Below are 16969 nucleotides of genomic sequence, written 5' to 3'. Positions count from 1 at the left end.
ATTCCTGATCTCAGGCCAGCACTTCCTCAACTAACTGTTTCGTAAAGACAATCTGTTTCTGATGTCCGGTTTCAATCCGGAACAATGCATTGGCGCAAAGATGCTCCGCTGCCTGTTCCAGATCTCTGACACCTGGCATCTTTTCATATTTGTGTATAATGGCATCCACTGCCTCATCCGTGATCATGATTTCTTCTCTGTGCATTCCTATGCGTTTCAATACACGCGGCAGTGAATAATCCGTGAAGATAATCTTCTTTTCTTCCATTGTATAATCCGGAATCTCAATCAGTGCGAACCTGGTTAACAGAGGATCGGAAATTCTTGTCTTGTCATTGGCCGTTGCAATTGGATAAACACCAGAAGTTGGCACTCTGCACTCAATGTAGTTGTCCATGAAGCCAAGATTATCCAGCAGTGTCAGAAGTGCATCCGCAGGATTGGAACCATTTTTACCCTGGTCCGCTTTGTCAAGCTCATTGATGATGAAGACAAGATTGCTTGATCCAGCTTTTTCAAAAGCTTCCATGATACGGCCAGGCTTTGCATTGGAATAGACACGCGGTGAACCGGTCAATGCCTCGGCATCATGTATGGTGCTCATATCCAGCGAAGTCCATGGCAAGCCGAGGATACGGGCAACGGCATAGGCAATCTGTGATTTGCCGGTTCCGGCAGGTCCGCATAGCAGCAAGCCATACGCAGGCAGTGTATGGGTGCGGTTGATCTGGATGATTGTTTCCATGACACGCTGCTTTACGGCATCCAGGCCATACAGTTCCTCATCCAGAATGCGGCGGGCTGCCACGGGATCAATGGGATCAAACTTCCTGCCCTTCCACTGAATGTTGAGCATTAATCCAAGCGCTCTCTGGGCATGACGCTTTTCTTCCTGCGGCACGGTATCGGTTTTGATCAAAGCAACATTGCGGTGTGCCCAGCTGCGGATGCCAGCGGGAAGTGTATTCTCAGCACAGTCCAGAAAATCCAGAATTGCCGGCAGATCAGACAATACCATCTGCGGCTGTTCCTCATTTTCTTCACTGTCTTTCTGATAATCACATGTATACAGCCGCTGCAACACCAGCTGCAGAAAACTGTCATTGGCAGACTGCAGAGTCATATTGTGGTTGGGATCCCAGGCATGCAAAGAAAGAACACACAGACAGTTAGTCTGCACAATGCCTTTCAACTCACAATAGACATGGCTGCGCACAAGGTAGGAAAGTACCTTTTCAAAACGGCTGTCAATTGCCATAACGTCGTTCTGAACCTGGTTATCATAATAAGAAAAGACATAGGCGTCATCATCTGGCGACAGGAAGACACCATGCAGTACATTCTGCCTGCACGCAATACGCATCAGCGGAAAATCTGCAGCAGGTTGTTTGGCAAAACAGTCATATGTCTGCAGTTTCGCATGTGGTTCTTCCTCTTTCTTCTCTGCGTCCTCTGTCTTCTCTGACCTGGTCTGATCTGCCCCGGCTGCGATCATATCCAGATTCTGATAGGCACTGATCACAGCATTCAGTTCTTCTTCATTCAGTTTTCCGCCGCGGTCTCTGGCAGTCTGCTGATAAAATGCCTCAATATCTGCAATATCGCTTTCGGAAAGTTCCTCAGCAAAGTGAAGCTGTCTCTGTGAAAGAATCTCTCTCAATGTCTGCATCGTATTTCCCTCTTTGAACATGATACTTGATTTATGCCAGCCTGTCATGAATGACGAAAAAAGGGCTGTCTTCCGACAGCCCGGAGATACTCAGATCACAAGTGTTGGTGCGGTATAGACTCTGGCCAGCAGTTCCTGATTCAAAGCATACAGACCTTTCGGATCTGAACCAAACAGCTGATACTTCTTGATCAGATCATCCGCATTCTTTTCTTCTTCGCCCTGTTCCTTGACAAACCAGTCATAGAACTGCATCGTACGGTAATCATGCACATCATTGGCAGCACCGTAGATCGTATTGATCAGGCTCGTGACATACTGCTCATGTGCAAGGCCATACTTGAGCGGATCCATCGGTGTCTTGTATGTATAAGCCGGTGCATCCACAGCAGTCAGGGTGACATGTTCACCATTGTTAATGAGATACTGTCTCATCAACATGGCATGATCACGCTCTTCCTGAGCCTGTACATCATAGTAATGGGCAAAGCCATCCAGGCCGAGATCCTGGTAATAATCCGCAAAATCAAGATACAGATACGCAGAATAAAGCTCTTTGTTCACCTGTGTATTAATGAGTTCTTTTACTTTCTGATCAAGCATTTTCTCTCCTCCTGCTTCATGTTAACCATAGAGTGACACAGCCGGGAAGTCAAGATATGTTCGCAAGATTACAGAACAATGGAATCATGTACGCTTCCCGCCTTGCAGGAAGATACTGTTAATGTCAGTTTTGTGCCTGGTTCACCCTTCACGATCCAGACAGCCTTTTTGCGTGCCTTGCCGCTGGCAAAGGTGGTCAGATTGCCATACACAGAGCTGGTACTCGTATTGGCATAGCCTTCCAGATGACCAAGATCCACCGTACTTTCCGCGCCAAGAATGTCAGCACCATCCAGCTTTGCCTCAACAGGTTTTGCGTTCTTCATCAACAGTGCATTTTCAGTAAGGTTGGTTGGCAGGTAGCCATGATTGCCAATGACAGCACTCACTTCATAGACTCCTTCTGCCTTTTTTTCGGCTGTAAAAGAATCAATGGCAAGGTGCGGCATTGCCTGTACAAAGCGCAGATTGAAGTTTGTATCATGTTCGCATTCTGTCAGAAGAAACTTCTCCGGTGGATTCTGAATCGTGAATTTGGTATTGAAGCCACCGATCTCAACTTTGCCAAAGGCTGGATGATCAAACGGCTGCCAGTCTTTGTAATACTGTGTTGCATTCTCTTTGACCCATTTCATGATCGCCACAAACCGTTCCAGACGTTTTTCTTCGCCCTCATCCTTGCGGGACCCCCAGTTCATCGGCACACCGGCTTTGGTCGAAACATCCCAGAACTCCATCGTATAGGCAGGAATGCCCTGGGCCTGATAGAACCAGTCATCCAGAGCACCGGAATCATAGTTCACCTGATCATCCATGAAGGAATCAAAGATATTCATCGGTAAATAACCGAGCTCTTCTTTGCCCATATCCGCAATAGCATGCATTGCCTTCATATCCTGTTTTGGAGCATTCTTTTCCGGCTTTGTTCCAGGCGGGATCAGAACCAGACCGCCCGATGTGTGGCCGATCGCAGCTCCACCGATGTTGTCATGGGCAAGCACAAAGTCAACAATGGCTTTACATTCCGGATTGCTTAACGGATACTTGCCGGCTCCGCCCTGTCTTGCATCCGGAAACCAGCCAAACGGAAAGTTACGGTTGAAGTCAAGACCCCAGTCAGGCTTCATCTGTTTCAGATTGTCACCGGCAGGCTCTTCGAGATTTCCCTCCGGATACAAGTCATAGAATTCACCGGCTGCATCAGACGGAGAGCGCAGCACAACGCCTGCAGCAGAAGAAGGATCCTTCTTCCATGCCCCATAGGCGGAAGGTATCAGCATCATCCGGATGACGCCGTCACCATCAAGATCTTCCGGCTTGATACCGCCCTTTTCCGGCAGATATGCACGGTCAACAGAGCGCAGATTATACGGTGAAGTCAGATACTTCTCAGCACCATCCGGACTCACTCTGGGGATGACGTAGATCGTCATGGTATCCAGGATGCGGTGCATGCCGGCATCCGTTTCATAGTTGGTCAGCAGTGTATCAATAGTATGCATGGCACACATGCTGGATGTCACTTCACCAGCGTGGATATTGCCATCCAGATACCAGCCGGGTTTGCTTAAAGCATCACCGGTATCCTTGTTGGTCAGCGTCACAACATACTGACTGCGGCCTTCTGGTGTGACCATGTTAACGTCAAGTGTGCAGAGATTGCTGTATTTTTCTGCAAAGTACTGCAGATTGCTCTGCAGCTCTGCATACTTGTAATAATGATCGTAGGAAAATGTTGTCTTCATCATGATCCTTTCTAAAGCACTTCAGACAGGAATGCCTTTGTTCTTTCATTCTGCGGATGGTCAAACAGTTGTTCCGGGGTACCTTCTTCCGCAACAACGCCGCCATCGATGAACAGTACCCGGTCGCTGACTTCTCTTGCAAAGCCCATCTCATGGGTGACAATGACACAGGTCATGCCGCTTTCTGCAAGATTCTGAATAACCCGGAGAACACCTTTGACCATTTCCGGATCCAGCGCACTGGTCGGCTCATCAAACAGCATCACATCCGGATGCATGGCCATGGCCCGCACAATGGCAAGCCGCTGTTTCTGACCGCCGGATAATTTACGCGGATAGACATTGGCCTTATCTTCAAGACCAACTGTCTTCAGCAGTTCCAATGCCTCTTTTTCAGCATCTTCCTTTTTGACATGCTTTTCCAGCTTCGGTGTAATCGTGATGTTATCCAGCACAGTCAGGTTCGGAAACACATTGAACTGCTGGAATACCATACCGATCTTCTGACGGTGCAGGTTCAGATTCGTGCTTTTGGGATCCAGCTCATGGCCTTCAAACAGCACTTTGCCAGAGGTCGGCTCTTCCAGCATATTCAGACAGCGCAGGAACGTGCTCTTGCCGCCGCCTGAAGGTCCGATGATGGTGACAACTTCACCTTTATGAATCTTCTCAGAGATGCCCTTGAGCACCTGCAGGGAGCCAAAATTTTTATGCAGGTCGACCGTTTCGATCAACACATCATTCTTCTCAGTCACTGACACTCAACCTCTTTTCCATCTTTCTGACGACCCAGGAAAGGGACAACGTAACAAGCAGATAAATACCGGCGATGATAAACAGCGGCTGCCAGATCAGATACTTATTGGCAAGCAGTGTCTGCGTGTACATCAGTTCATACAGCATGAAGCTGCCGGCAAGAGATGTTTCTTTGATCATGGAAATATATTCATTGCCAAGTGCCGGCAAGATATTCTTGATTGCCTGGGGCAGGATGATGTAGCGCATGCAGTGGCCGGATGTCATGCCAAGTGATCTGGCCGCTTCTGTCTGACCTTTGTCCACGGACATAATGCCGCTTCTGAAGATCTCAGAAACATAGGCGCTGGAGTTCAGCGTCAGTGCCAGCAGCACGAAGTAAACTTTGTCAATTTTGTTCAATGCCGGAAAAGCCATCGGCAGAAAATAGTAGGAAATATACATCTGCACAAGCAGAGGCGTGCCTCTGAGCACATTGACATAGACCGCCGCAATGGCAGATAAAACCTTATTCTTGGCCAGATGCGCCATCGCAATCAGTGTGCCCAGAATCGATCCAAAGAAGACGGCAATGAATGCATATTCCAGCGTTCCGCCAAGACCTCTCAGAAAGATCGGCCAGTATTTCAGAAAAACTTCAACAATTCCTTCTCCCATGCAGTGTCATTTCCTTCCTAACAACTTATTCAGCCTTGGACGCTTCTTTGGCCTGTGCATACCAGGTCTGGTAATAGCCTTTTTCGTTCACGAAATCGACAATCTGATTCATGACGTCAATCAGTGCGGTCTCGCCCTTCTTGGCAGCCAGAACGTTGCCCTGATAATCACCATACGGCGTCAGATCAAACATGACGCCAGTCATCACAAACTGCCCATCAGACTGTTCCACATAGTTTTCAGCAGTAGCCTGTGCCAGCGCAACGGCATCACACTTGCCGGAAGCCAGCCCGAGAATGGCCTGATCCAATGTCTTGACCGCTTCATATTTAGTCGTATCATCCTTATCCAGCGACAGAATTTCATCCTGCACATACATTTCCTGCAGCGAGGTTGCCTGCGCCATGATCGTGGATCCTACAAAGTCCTGCAGTGAATTGTATTTGCCTTCATTGGCTTTGGTTGTAATCAAAGTCTGGCCGGCGTCTGAATCCGGATCACCGATATATCCTTTGGAGAGCTCATAGCTTTCTTCTCTGTCTTTCTTCCAGCCATAGCCGCTCATGGCAAGATCCGTCTTACCCGTATCGACGGCAACCAGCGTGCCGCTGAAATCCATGGTTTCAATATTCAGGCTGACCCCCAGACAGTCGGCGATATATTTGGCAAACATCATTTCGGAACCATAGACCTTGCCGGAATCATCCACCCACTCATTCGGCGGAAAATCCGGGGACGTTGCGACGGAAAGGGTGCCGCTGTCAATGATGTCCTTGAGAACACCTGTTGGATTGCTCAGATCCAGGGTTGGCTTTTCCAGATCGGATGTATCCAGCAGATAACTGTATTCATCAGATGATGCAGATCCGGATGAAGCAGATGCGGATGCTGAAGAACTAGAACCACATGCGGCAAGACTGCAGGCGAGCAGTCCGGACAAAGCTGTTTTGACAATTTTTGATGTTTTCATAATCTTTTCCTCCCATTTGATTTGTTGTCATCGATGTTTGTTCATACAATCTGCTGTATCTTCGTCGCTCTGTCATGTGCTCACCTCCCCTTATGCAAAAAAGCCGTCTTCTGGAAAAATCCAGAGACGGCTGATCTATCCGCGGTACCACACTGGTTGCCAGCATACGCTGACCACTCTTCTCCTTAACGCAGAATCACGTTTCTTCCTATTGACTTCAGAAGAACTTCTCCCGGATGCGCTTCACTGTCCCCTCTCTTACCGGACTTCCACTCTGTTCCGGCTCGCTTGAAGATATCTGACAGCTACTCTTCCGTTCCTTGAATGTACTGAAAGTATAGTTTTCAGTTTGCTGTAAGTCAACACTTATTTTTCATGAAAATATTTACTTATTTTCATCATCCGGCCTCGGCCTTTCAAGATCGATCCCCTGTCCTACTTTTTCACGAACAAGATAGATCGGCCGGTTCTTAACTTCCAGATAGGTTTTGGACAGATATTGTCCGATGATGCCGATGCACAGCAGCTGAATGCCGCCGATCAGCAGGATGATGCAGACAAGGCTTGGCCAGCCCGGGGTTGGATCGCCGAAGATCAGTTTGCGGATAATGATGAAGATGATCATCAGGATGGCAAGGATACAGAAGAATATGCCAAAGAAACTTGCAATGGCAAGCGGGACGGTCGAATAGGCCGCAATGCCATCCAGGGCATAGCGGAACAAGGAAAAGAAAGACCACTTGGTTTTACCGTACTTTCTTTCCACATTGTCATAGGAGATCCATTTTGTCTGAAATCCCACCCAGGAAAACAGTCCTTTGGAAAAACGGTTGTATTCGGTCACCTGCAGAATGGCATCGACGACCTGTCTTGTCATCAGACGGTAGTCACGTGATCCATCCACAATTCTGGTCGCTGAAAACCGGTTAATCAGAGCATAGAAGCGTCTGGCAAACCAGGAACGTACCTTTGGTTCTCCTTTTCTGGTTGCCCGGCGGGTTGCGACCTGATCATAGCCCTGATCCAGATAGCCAAACATTTCCGGCAGTAAGGATGGCGGATCCTGCAGATCCGCATCCATGACCGCTACATAGTCACCCTTTGCGGCCTGCAGGCCGGCATACATCGCCGCTTCCTTGCCAAAGTTGCGGGAGAAGGAAATCAGCACAACTGCAGGATCCTTTTCATGCAGTGCCTTGACCTTTTCCACAGTATGATCACGGGAACCATCATCCACGAAAATGATCTCTTTCTGCATATTATGAGACTGGAAAAAAGCATCATTCTTTGCCATTTCCGTATAGAAATAATCAATGTTTTCCTCTTCATTGAAGCATGGCACAACGACTGACAGCAGCTTCATCCCAATATCCTTCTGCATGGTTACAACTATACTACACCATAATATTGGATGCCAGAGATGTCATGAAAGCATCCGTTCCGTTCAAAAATCCTCCACCAGCATTTCCAGAGACATGCCCTGCTTCTGTCTGCCAATGAAAGATGCCATTGATCGCAGCATCTGCTGTGATCCTGATCAAAACATTTCAATCATTATTTTGTTTTACAGAAGTGAGACGCAATCTCATCACACTTCTGCACGATTTCAAGTGCACCGATATATCTGCCATTGTCGTCATGCAGAGCCAGATAGTGAACATGGACAGGGAACGGATGTTCACTCCAGATTTCCATGTGGTCCCGCTTGCCGGATTTGAAGTCTTTCAGAAGATTGGAAAGGGCAATCTGCACACGGGGCGGGTGACAGTCTTTCACCGGCCGGTCAAGGGCAGTAGAAGGACGCATGAAAATTCTGCCATTATCCAGGAAATACCGGTTCATATCATTCTCGTCAATAAAGGTCAGATCAACAGGCAGCTTGTCCAGGATGGCTTTGAGCTGTGGGTATGTCAGTGTACCCCTTTCCAGACGAATTGTGCCTGTGGCAGCATCAATACCCTGCGGCCGCTGAAAAACAGATGCCAGTTCTTCACCTGTATGCCATACCGGCACGGAAGGAAGAAACGCAGATCCTTCCCTTTTCAGATCCAGATAAATCTGTACCCACTCATCCTGTGTAAAATGATCAAGGGCAAGCGGATACAATGCATTGTCCTGCTGATCCGCAATCTCTTCGATCTTATCCAGCAGTCTGCTTGTTTCTTCGGGAACATCACTGCCCGGTCTCATCAGATTGTGGACAATGCGAGACATTGTATGGCGGGCATCCTCTTCCTGTTTCCAGAGCTCATCTGTATATTCATAGAATCCATACCGGTACAGCATCGGCATGATCACTTCTTCAATGAAACTGTACAGCTTTGGCAGCGGCTTTAATGGCAGCAATGCCGCTGATGGCTCTTTGCCATCATTCAGATCTGCCCTGATCTTTTGCAGAAGATTCCGCAGGCATTCATTTTCCTTCTGCAGTGTCTGCAGCGGATGACCATCCTCCATGCTGGAAGGATCCTGATGTTCCACCTGGATCTCTTTCTGTGCCTGATCAAAAGACTGGTACAGCAGCGGTCTTTCGTTCTGGCTGGCATCTGCTGTTTCTTCCTCCTGCTGTCCGGTTAATGCAAGTCCATTTTCCTTCAGGATCGCATCCATCTGTTCATATGACACATGGTTTCTTGCCATCAGATATGCAAGTGATGCCGACTTAGCTGCAATTTTCAGTTTGTACGGATTTTCCGCTTCTTTGAACCCTGCTTCCTTCAGAATCTTTTTCAGCTGTGGATAGATATCCAGCACTTCCCAGAGAGGCTGATCTGCTTCAATCGTATTTGTCATTGTCTTCACCTTCCATGTGCCATTGTAGCAGGCACGCATCCAGAAAAGCACCACAGGATTGTGAAATCTCATGCAGTTTTTATGTACTGCAGGGGGATCCTTGCCGGCAGGTCAGTGATGTCATGTTCATCGATATTGACAATTTCAAGCATATCAATGATACATGGGGACATGATGCCGGTGATGAATGTCTGAAAGCAATCGGACAGCTTGCTGCCGCATTCAGCCTCCAGAATAACATCACCTTCTATCGCTACGGAAGTGAAGAAATTGTTGGTATCTGCCATGCCGGGAAAGAAGCTGTTTCCATGCTGGCACAGGAACTGCTGAAACAGCTCTCTGCTTTCAAAGTGCATCATGGCAGCAGTGATATTTCTCTGACTGCATCCATCGGATATACGCCCATCTGCACAGATCTTCCGAAAATGATACAGCAGGCGGACAAAGCAATGTATGAAGCAAAAAAACATGGCAAGAATCAGACTGCCTGCCTGGATTGAATATCCAGACAAACAGAATGGCTGATGCCATGTTTTTCTTATTCCTCAGTCAAGATCCGCGCCGTTGGACGCAATGACTTTCTTGTACCAATAGAAGGAATCCTTGCGGGAACGCTTCATGGTTCCCTTTCCTTCATCATCCATATCTACATAGATGAAGCCATATCTCTTCCTCATTTCGCCAGTGCCGGCCGAAACGACATCAATGCAGCCCCATGTAGTATAGCCAATCACATCCACACCGTTTTCAATTGCCTTTTCCATGGCCTTGATATGCTTGCGGAAGTAATCAATGCGGTATGGATCATGGATGGAACCATCTTCTTCGACTTTGTCATACGCACCAAGTCCGTTCTCCACAACCATCATCGGTACGTTATAGCGCTGGTACATCATTTCCAGATAATACTGCAGGCCATCCGGATCCACAGCCCATCCCCAGTCAGAATATTCCAGATACTCGTTCTTCTGTCCCTTGGAGAAGTTGCCGGCAACCTGATCTGTCACCTTGTGCGTGGTGACAAGCGAAGACATGTAGTAAGAGAATGTGTACATGTCCACAGTACCTGCAGAAAGCAGTTCGAGATCCTCATCCGTGATATCCAGGCTGACATTGTGCTCTTTCCAAAGACGTGTCGCATAGCTGCCATAGGCACCAAGCACCTGCACATCGCCGCAGTAGTAGATGTTCTTCTCCCACTGATGCTGGCAGGCAAGAATATCCTTTGGATCGCACGTTGCCGGATAGTTGGTGATGCCGCAGATCATGCAGCCGATCATATTGTCAGGATCAATCGCATGACCGATCATCACCGCTTTGGCACTTGCCACAAACTGGTAATGCAGATGCTGATACGCATCCTGATACTCCTGATCAGCATGCTCACCTCCGGCGAAATCCAGGAACATGATCGTATTATTGATTTCATTAAAGGTCAGCCAGTGATGCACAAGTCCCTTGTACTCTGTGAAGCAGGTTGTGGCAAAGCGAACATACAGATCAATCGTTTCACGATTCAGCCATCCTCCGCAGTGCTCCTCAAGATACAGCGGTGTATCAAAGTGCCAGATCGTGACTAACGGCTCAATGTCATACTTTCTGCACTCTTCAAAAACACTGCGGTAGAATTCGACACCTTCTCTGTTTGGCTCTTTTTCAAGACCAGTCGGATACAGTCTGCTCCAGGAAATCGACATCCGGAACTGTTTGAATCCCATCTCAGCAAACAGTGCAATATCCTCCTTGTAATGATGATAACCATCTACGGCCTCATGGTTTGGATAATGGTACTCATCCAGAACAGCATAGTGTGCCCCTTCCGGCAGCTTCTCATGCTGCAGCATGGTGCAGTGATTGCCATCCTTATCAATATACGTAACTTTGCGATGCTCTGTTACCGTTCCGCCGGTTGTCACATCCGTCATTGCCGGACCGCGGCCGCCTAAATTCCAGCCGCCTTCCCACTGATTGGCAGCAACAGCGCCGCCCCACAAGAATCCATTTGGAAATGCCATAAATACAATAGTCCTCCTGTTAACAGGATACCAAAAAAATGACAATAAACTGGCTGAAAGTTTTACTCATTCTGATAAAGCATAACAGGCAGTGACACCATCATGCCAATGAATATCCCTGCCTGTTACTGCTCATCTTCATCCTCGCTGCCAAGCCCGAAATTCAGAAGATCATTGTATTTTCTATTGTTGTATTCTGCAATATGCTTGCGCTGCCAGCTATCTCTCTCCGCCAGAATTGCCAGCATCTCATCCACAATTTCCTCTGCAGAATACACACCATCATGATGCAGATAGGAAATCATGCGTTTCATTGTCATTTCCGTGCCAAGCTGGTCTGCGATCACCTGTCCAAATTCCGCCGGAAACCCTCTTTTCACCAAAGCGAAGATCAGCTTTTCCCTGCATGCTGCTCTGTTTCTGCTTTTCTGATCCATCCTAATCCCTGATATTCAATGCCGCCCCGGCCGCAAGAACCGCATTGCGCACACAGTCAGGACACGGACAGACCGGTTTTCCAGTGTTGATGCCCTTGAGGTCCCTGCATATGAGTGCGCCGCTCCTTTGTTCAAATTCCCTCAGAATCTGTGCCGCATATGCAGGCGTCCTGTGCCCGTCCGTCAGAATACCGGCAGCCATCACTGCGCCTGTCAGTGCACCACAGGTACTCTCCATGCACCCCATGCCCGCTGCAAATCCCGATGTCAATTTCATCAGCGTATTATGATCCACAGGAATCCTGTCTGCAAACACACTGATAACCGCCTGGGCACAATTGCACTTTCCTTCCGCTTTCAAAGCAGCAGCCTTCTCAGCACGTTCCTCTATCGTCATTTCATATCCTCCTTCGTGTATTGCTGCATCTCACATGCCTGTTCACACTGTGACGGGCATTCAATGCTATTTACACCTTATCAGGCACGGGCAGTGTACTGCCCCCATACGGCATCGCAATCACAGACGCATTTCTGCCATATTCAGCAAGGGCATCCCTGTATGCGGTTCCAAGAGATTCATACGGTTTCAGCATCGTATTTCCAAGTATCTCTGGATCCATTTCCGACACAAAGAAAATATCCGCTTTTTCTCTCACCCTGGCAATCGCTGCTGCCTTATGCCCACCTAAAACAAAGTGCTGATGAAGATCCCGCAGCATTTCCTGCGGCGTTCTGGATGAAAGCATCCAATCCTGAAACACTGCATTGCCAAAGCCTTCCTTCGCCGATCCCACCAGGATGACCGTACCACCCTTTCTGACCGCATGTCTGGCATTATCCAGCGCTTTCTGCAGCTGATAAAGATTCAGATCCTTGGGATAACCACCTTGAGAAACAATGACAATATCTGCTTCCCTGGGAATTCTGCATGCATAGGCACCGGCAAGATACCGGCACGCATCGCGGTGTGCTTTTCGCATCTCACCGCATGCCGCATATACAATCTTTTTTTCCGGATTCAAAACGACATTGACAATAAAATCAACATCGGCAAGACCGGCCGCCTCCTCAAGATCCTGACGGACAGGATTGTCATCCAGGCTGCCGGCAAAGGATTCCGGATCAATCATCCACCTGTGATTCATGGCAATGGAAGCAGGTGTGCTGCAGCCGGGAAAAATGGCCTTGGCACCGCCGGAGAAACCGGCAAAGTAATGGTACTCCACATTGCCGATGCAGATACGCCTGTCTGCCTCCATCACCGTGCGGTCAATCGAAACATCCGTACCGCGGCCTGTACAGCCGATTCTAACCGTATCATCAGGGCTGCTGTCCCGACAGACAATCCGGCTGAAGATTTCTTTTCCGGCAAGATGCTCTCTTTCCTGATCCGTCATATGCCGGTGACTTCCAAGCGCAAACGTAATCGTAATATCCTGATCCGGAATACCGGCTGCAGAAAGCTCTGCTATGACAGCCGGCAGGATTTTCATAGACGGACACGGCCGGGAAATATCACTTGTGACAATGGCAATCTTCTCACCGGAATGCACAATATCCCGCAGTCTCTTCGTGCCAATGGGAGCAGACAGTGCCTCCTGCAGGATTTTTTGTTCATCCGGAAAAGACGGAAGTCTTCCCGGTTCCAGTACAGACAGAAGGTTTTTCTCACTGATATCAACTTCCTGATAGCCCCGGCCAAAGCCAAACTGCACTTTCATATGTTGCCTCCCTTAACGCATATAATACTATTTTATGCAGACAGCCTGCATACATCCTCAGCAGTATTTCGATCCGGCCTGATGTCATTTTCTGCATCCGCAGACAACAGTGATCAGGATTTGCCAAAAAAAGACTCTGCAAAGGGGAAATATACCTTTACAGAATCCGGGCTGATTCTGTTCTCAGATCATCTCAATCAGTTCCCGCAGATGATCATGAGAGACACGCAGATCATGCATGCCCTGCGCATCAAGGGGAAGTTCAATGATACGGTCAATTCCTGTTTTGGACAGAATGCAGGGAAGACTCATTGCCACATCATCATAGCCATACTTCCCCTGCATAACGGCAGATACCGGTACAATGCAGTGCTCATTGCGCACAATCGCACCGATGATGCGGCAAGCCGCAAGAGAAACACCGGAACTTGTATACCCCTTCAGATCAACGATATGCGGTCCGATGCTCTTGGTCTCACTGAGCAGAGCATCCTTGTCAATCGGTGCTTTCAGACCGAATTCCCTGGCAAGATCATCAAACGGAACCCCGACAATATTCACGGTATTCCAGGGAATGAAGGATGTAGAGCCATGTTCGCCCAGCACAAAGCCAACGACATTCTTGGCATCCACACCGCACAGATCGCCAAGCATCTTGTTAAAGCGGGCAGTATCCAGCAGGGTTCCGGTACCCATGATGCGGCCGGCAGGATAATCGTATTTCCGCTGTAAATAGTACGTCAGAACATCCAGCGGGTTTGAGATCATGATGATGATCGCTTCTTTGGTATATGTCGTAATCTGCTTCATGACCTCATCCATCACTTCCACATTTTTCTTCAGCAGCGTGTTGCGGTCATGATTGCCAGGCTGAATGGAAGGTCCGGCCGTGATCACAATAATATGTGCATCCCTGCAGTCACTGTAGTCACCGACACGGATACTTGCATTGGAACTATAGGCAAAGGCGGTCGTATGACTGGCATCCAGCACTTCTCCCAGCGCTTTTTCTCTGTGCCGGTTGATCATGACAATATCATCGATAATATTCATGCGCAGCACTGAATTCAGCACAGCAGAGCCAACCTTTCCGGCACCGACAATCACAAGTTTTCCATAAGATACACTCATCGTCATACCTCCCTGTAAATTGATATGACAATTCTGTTCTCTCAAGTCACATTTTGCAAGAACAGGAATCATGCATACAGTATGTAAAAAAGAGCAGGCTGAACAAACCTGCTCCTGTATCACGCCTATGCGCCGATTCTGACAATCGTCTTTCCTCTGGATCTTCCATTTCTGACCTTGTCCATTGCCTCATTGATCTGATCCAGTGTATAGATGGTATCAATGGATGTCTGCAGCGGATGATCCCTGTCAAACAGTCTGCCAATTTCTTCCAGCTGTCTGCCATTTTCATGCACGAACAGGAAATCATATGTCTGTCCTTTCGCAGCTGCCATCTTATCATATTTTCTTCCCGCAGCCTGGAACAGGAAACGCTTATAAAACGGCATACCGCTTCTGCGGGCAAATCTGCCATTGGGCAGTCCGCGCAGTGACACCAGACTGCCCCCTTCTTTCAGCACCTTGAACTCATTAGACAGTTCACGATCGCCAAGTGTATCCAGAACATGATCGACATTGGCAAGAACGTTTACATAGTTTTCTTTCCTGTAATCGATGAATTTCTCGACGCCAAGCTCTCTGACACGTTCTTCATTCTCACCGCTGCCATTGGTATAGACATGCAGGCCAAGGCTTCTGGCAACCGGAATGGCCATGGCGCCAAGACTTCCGGTTCCTCCGGAAATAAAGACGGATTCGCCTGCTTTGACATGCATGATTTCAAATGCCTGCATTGCAGTCAGAGCTGTCAGCGGGACGCAGGCAGCCTGCTCAAATGACAGATAATCCGGAATGATAGCAAGGGCAGACGCACTGACTGCTGCATACTCTGCAAAAGCGCCGATCTTCTTCAGAGGCATCCTGCCATAGACACGGTCACCCTTTCTGAATCCGGAAACAGATGATCCTGTTTTTTCCACAACACCCGCAAACTCATTTCCCATTACCAGCGGCATCCGGTAGGGAACAATCAGTTTTACCTCGCCGCGGACAATCATATTATCCACCGGATTGACAGCCGCTGCCATGATCTTTACGAGCACTTCATCATTTCCTACTATAGGAACCGGAATATCCTGAATCAGAAGATCCTTCCCTTTTTTATCATACTTTGTCAGAATTGCTGCTTTCATCTTGTTTTTCCTTCTTCTTTCTCTTCATTTCTGATATATGCCCGCATATGATTAATGCAGTCCGCAAGTGTCATCCCGGCAAGCCTGTCTTCCAAGCTCTTTTCCGTCTGACGGAACATGCTGTTCAGAACCGGACGGATATGATGGCCGACAATGCAGGCATCACTGGGATTCTGATGCACATCAAACAGATGGACACTTTCTGTTTCATTAACCGCACGATAAATATCCAGCATGGTGATCTCTTCCGGTTTTCTGTTCATGCGAAAGCCGCTGACCCCACGGCGTCCTTCGATAATTCCTGCCTTGGCAAGACGGGTAGTAAGCTTTCTGATATAGCTTGGATTGGTACCGACACTTTCTGCAATCTGATCAGAATTCATTGGCTCCTGTGATTCACTGATCAGGATCAGTGCGTGGATAGCGGATGAAAACTTCGTATCCATCAGTTCTTCTCCCGTACAAATGTTGCAATATACTCTGTATCCTGCGCTGTCTGAATACCGGGATCTTCCTGAATCCATCTTCCTTTCAAACCGCTCTGGTCAGCACCGATTTCAAAGTGGCACATGGCAATGCCAAGATCAACCTTCTGGATATCACCAGACTGATTGGCATAGCCCTTTGTTTTCTTTTCATAGAAGTGAACGCTGTCTTTTGCGACAATCACACGCCAGGGCTGTTTATTGGTTGCGGATGGTGCCAGTCTGACCATATCCAGTCCCGTCTTCCAGATACCGGCATCCTTTTCTTCAAGCGGCTGCTGAAAGCTGTCACGGAAAAACAATTCCGCAAATGGCATGCGGCTGTCAGACCGCAGTCCTTTGCGCATCATGCTGTCGCGAAGTGAACGCTTCGCTGCCGCAAAGCCAAGCGGTGACACCGCCGGCATCCTCTCATCCTCTTTCAAATCAATGGCACGTTCAAATGCCTTGCGGTCAATAGTACCGGCAAGCCAGACTGTACCAAGGCCAAGTGACGTGGCAGACAGGATAAACTTCTCAAAGGAATAGCCAAATGCAATTTCTGCATTCTTCTGCCGTCTGCACTTTCCTGCCACATATGTATCTGCACCAACAATGACCGGACTGCTCACCCAATCCTTCTTCGCATCCAGAACAAAATATTCAATTGGTACGCCGAATGGATTTTCATCATGCTGCAGAAAATCTCTGACCTGTGCCATCAGCTCTGCAGGAACTGGTTCCCCATTGAATGTTCTTACACTTTTTCTATTTTCAATCGTCTCTGTATTCATTTTTCCCCTTTCCAGCTTAAAAGGCTGTAAATATTCATAATGTACCTGTATCAGGCACGGATACATTATCATGCCTGTTTT

At 48.1% G+C, this 16969-nt stretch carries 17 protein-coding genes and 1 other annotated feature; of the genes, 1 reads left to right on the top strand and 16 read right to left on the bottom strand.

All coding sequences use genetic code 11. The features are described from left to right. Window positions 1-10: 10 nt before the first annotated feature. From DHU66_RS11070 to DHU66_RS11035, 8 genes are all read right to left on the bottom strand, one after another. Entirely contained in the window at window positions 11-1669 is a 1659-nt protein-coding gene (locus DHU66_RS11070; RefSeq protein ID WP_209451821.1) for an AAA family ATPase, read from the bottom strand. A gap of 90 nt (window positions 1670-1759) precedes the next feature. Continuing rightward, window positions 1760-2272: a ferritin gene (locus DHU66_RS11065; RefSeq protein ID WP_108776010.1), complete on the bottom strand. Its 513-nt coding sequence runs from the start codon at window positions 2270-2272 to the stop codon at window positions 1760-1762. A 68-nt stretch (window positions 2273-2340) separates the two neighbouring features. Beyond that, entirely contained in the window at window positions 2341-4020 is a 1680-nt protein-coding gene (locus DHU66_RS11060; protein WP_108776009.1) for a M14 family metallopeptidase, read from the bottom strand. 8 nt (window positions 4021-4028) lie between these two features. Next, window positions 4029-4772 (bottom strand): amino acid ABC transporter ATP-binding protein, encoded by a 744-nt coding sequence (locus DHU66_RS11055; RefSeq protein ID WP_209451820.1) that lies wholly within the window; start codon window positions 4770-4772, stop codon window positions 4029-4031. Continuing rightward, window positions 4765-5430, bottom strand: a complete 666-nt coding sequence (locus DHU66_RS11050; RefSeq protein ID WP_108776008.1) for an amino acid ABC transporter permease — start codon at window positions 5428-5430, stop codon at window positions 4765-4767. The genes DHU66_RS11055 and DHU66_RS11050 overlap by 8 nt, the downstream gene beginning before the upstream one ends. A gap of 25 nt (window positions 5431-5455) precedes the next feature. Continuing rightward, window positions 5456-6400 (bottom strand): transporter substrate-binding domain-containing protein, encoded by a 945-nt coding sequence (locus DHU66_RS11045; RefSeq protein WP_108776007.1) that lies wholly within the window; start codon window positions 6398-6400, stop codon window positions 5456-5458. Between the two features lie 119 nt (window positions 6401-6519). Continuing rightward, window positions 6520-6730 (bottom strand) — a binding site (T-box leader). 55 nt (window positions 6731-6785) lie between these two features. Next, window positions 6786-7763: a glycosyltransferase gene (locus tag DHU66_RS11040; RefSeq protein WP_108776006.1), complete on the bottom strand. Its 978-nt coding sequence runs from the start codon at window positions 7761-7763 to the stop codon at window positions 6786-6788. A 191-nt stretch (window positions 7764-7954) separates the two neighbouring features. Further along, entirely contained in the window at window positions 7955-9265 is a 1311-nt protein-coding gene (locus DHU66_RS11035; RefSeq protein ID WP_108776005.1) for a PAS domain-containing protein, read from the bottom strand. A gap of 50 nt (window positions 9266-9315) precedes the next feature. Between DHU66_RS11035 and DHU66_RS11030 the strand changes: the two genes are divergently transcribed. Continuing rightward, complete coding sequence (locus DHU66_RS11030; protein ID WP_167836373.1) at window positions 9316-9693, top strand: GGDEF domain-containing protein; 378 nt, start codon at window positions 9316-9318, stop codon at window positions 9691-9693. Between the two features lie 45 nt (window positions 9694-9738). Here the strand turns inward: DHU66_RS11030 and DHU66_RS11025 are convergent, their stop codons facing one another. The 8 genes from DHU66_RS11025 to DHU66_RS10990 all read right to left on the bottom strand — a co-directional run bounded on the left by DHU66_RS11025 (window position 9739) and on the right by DHU66_RS10990 (window position 16888). Then, a complete protein-coding gene (locus DHU66_RS11025) occupies window positions 9739-11208 on the bottom strand; it encodes a glycoside hydrolase family 1 protein (protein ID WP_108776004.1) in 1470 nt (489 codons plus the stop codon). Between the two features lie 125 nt (window positions 11209-11333). Continuing rightward, the gene (locus DHU66_RS11020) at window positions 11334-11645 is read right to left on the bottom strand and encodes a hypothetical protein (RefSeq protein ID WP_108776003.1); all 312 of its coding nucleotides are present in this window, start codon (window positions 11643-11645) and stop codon (window positions 11334-11336) included. Between the two features lies 1 nt (window position 11646). Next, the gene (locus DHU66_RS11015) at window positions 11647-12042 is read right to left on the bottom strand and encodes a C-GCAxxG-C-C family protein (protein ID WP_108776002.1); all 396 of its coding nucleotides are present in this window, start codon (window positions 12040-12042) and stop codon (window positions 11647-11649) included. 70 nt (window positions 12043-12112) lie between these two features. After that, a complete protein-coding gene (gene larAH6 / locus DHU66_RS11010; RefSeq protein WP_108776001.1) occupies window positions 12113-13366 on the bottom strand; it encodes a nickel-dependent malate racemase, LarAH6 family in 1254 nt (417 codons plus the stop codon). A 183-nt stretch (window positions 13367-13549) separates the two neighbouring features. Next, entirely contained in the window at window positions 13550-14497 is a 948-nt protein-coding gene (locus DHU66_RS11005) for a lactate/malate family dehydrogenase (protein WP_108776000.1), read from the bottom strand. Window positions 14498-14622: 125 nt separating this feature from the next. Beyond that, window positions 14623-15630, bottom strand: coding sequence for an NADP-dependent oxidoreductase (locus DHU66_RS11000; RefSeq protein WP_108775999.1), 1008 nt, complete (start codon window positions 15628-15630; stop codon window positions 14623-14625). Beyond that, a complete protein-coding gene (locus DHU66_RS10995; protein WP_108775998.1) occupies window positions 15627-16076 on the bottom strand; it encodes an Rrf2 family transcriptional regulator in 450 nt (149 codons plus the stop codon). Before DHU66_RS10995 ends, DHU66_RS11000 begins: the two co-directional genes overlap by 4 nt. Beyond that, window positions 16076-16888: a nitroreductase family protein gene (locus DHU66_RS10990; RefSeq protein WP_108776154.1), complete on the bottom strand. Its 813-nt coding sequence runs from the start codon at window positions 16886-16888 to the stop codon at window positions 16076-16078. Before DHU66_RS10990 ends, DHU66_RS10995 begins: the two co-directional genes overlap by 1 nt. Between the last annotated feature and the right edge of the window lie 81 nt (window positions 16889-16969).

Source organism: Lactimicrobium massiliense, assembly GCF_900343155.1.
GTDB classification, from domain to species: Bacteria; Bacillota_I; Bacilli_A; order Erysipelotrichales; family Erysipelotrichaceae; genus Bulleidia; species Bulleidia massiliensis.
Note: the sequence above shows the minus strand (reverse complement) of the source record. Positions and strands in the feature narration are given on the sequence as shown.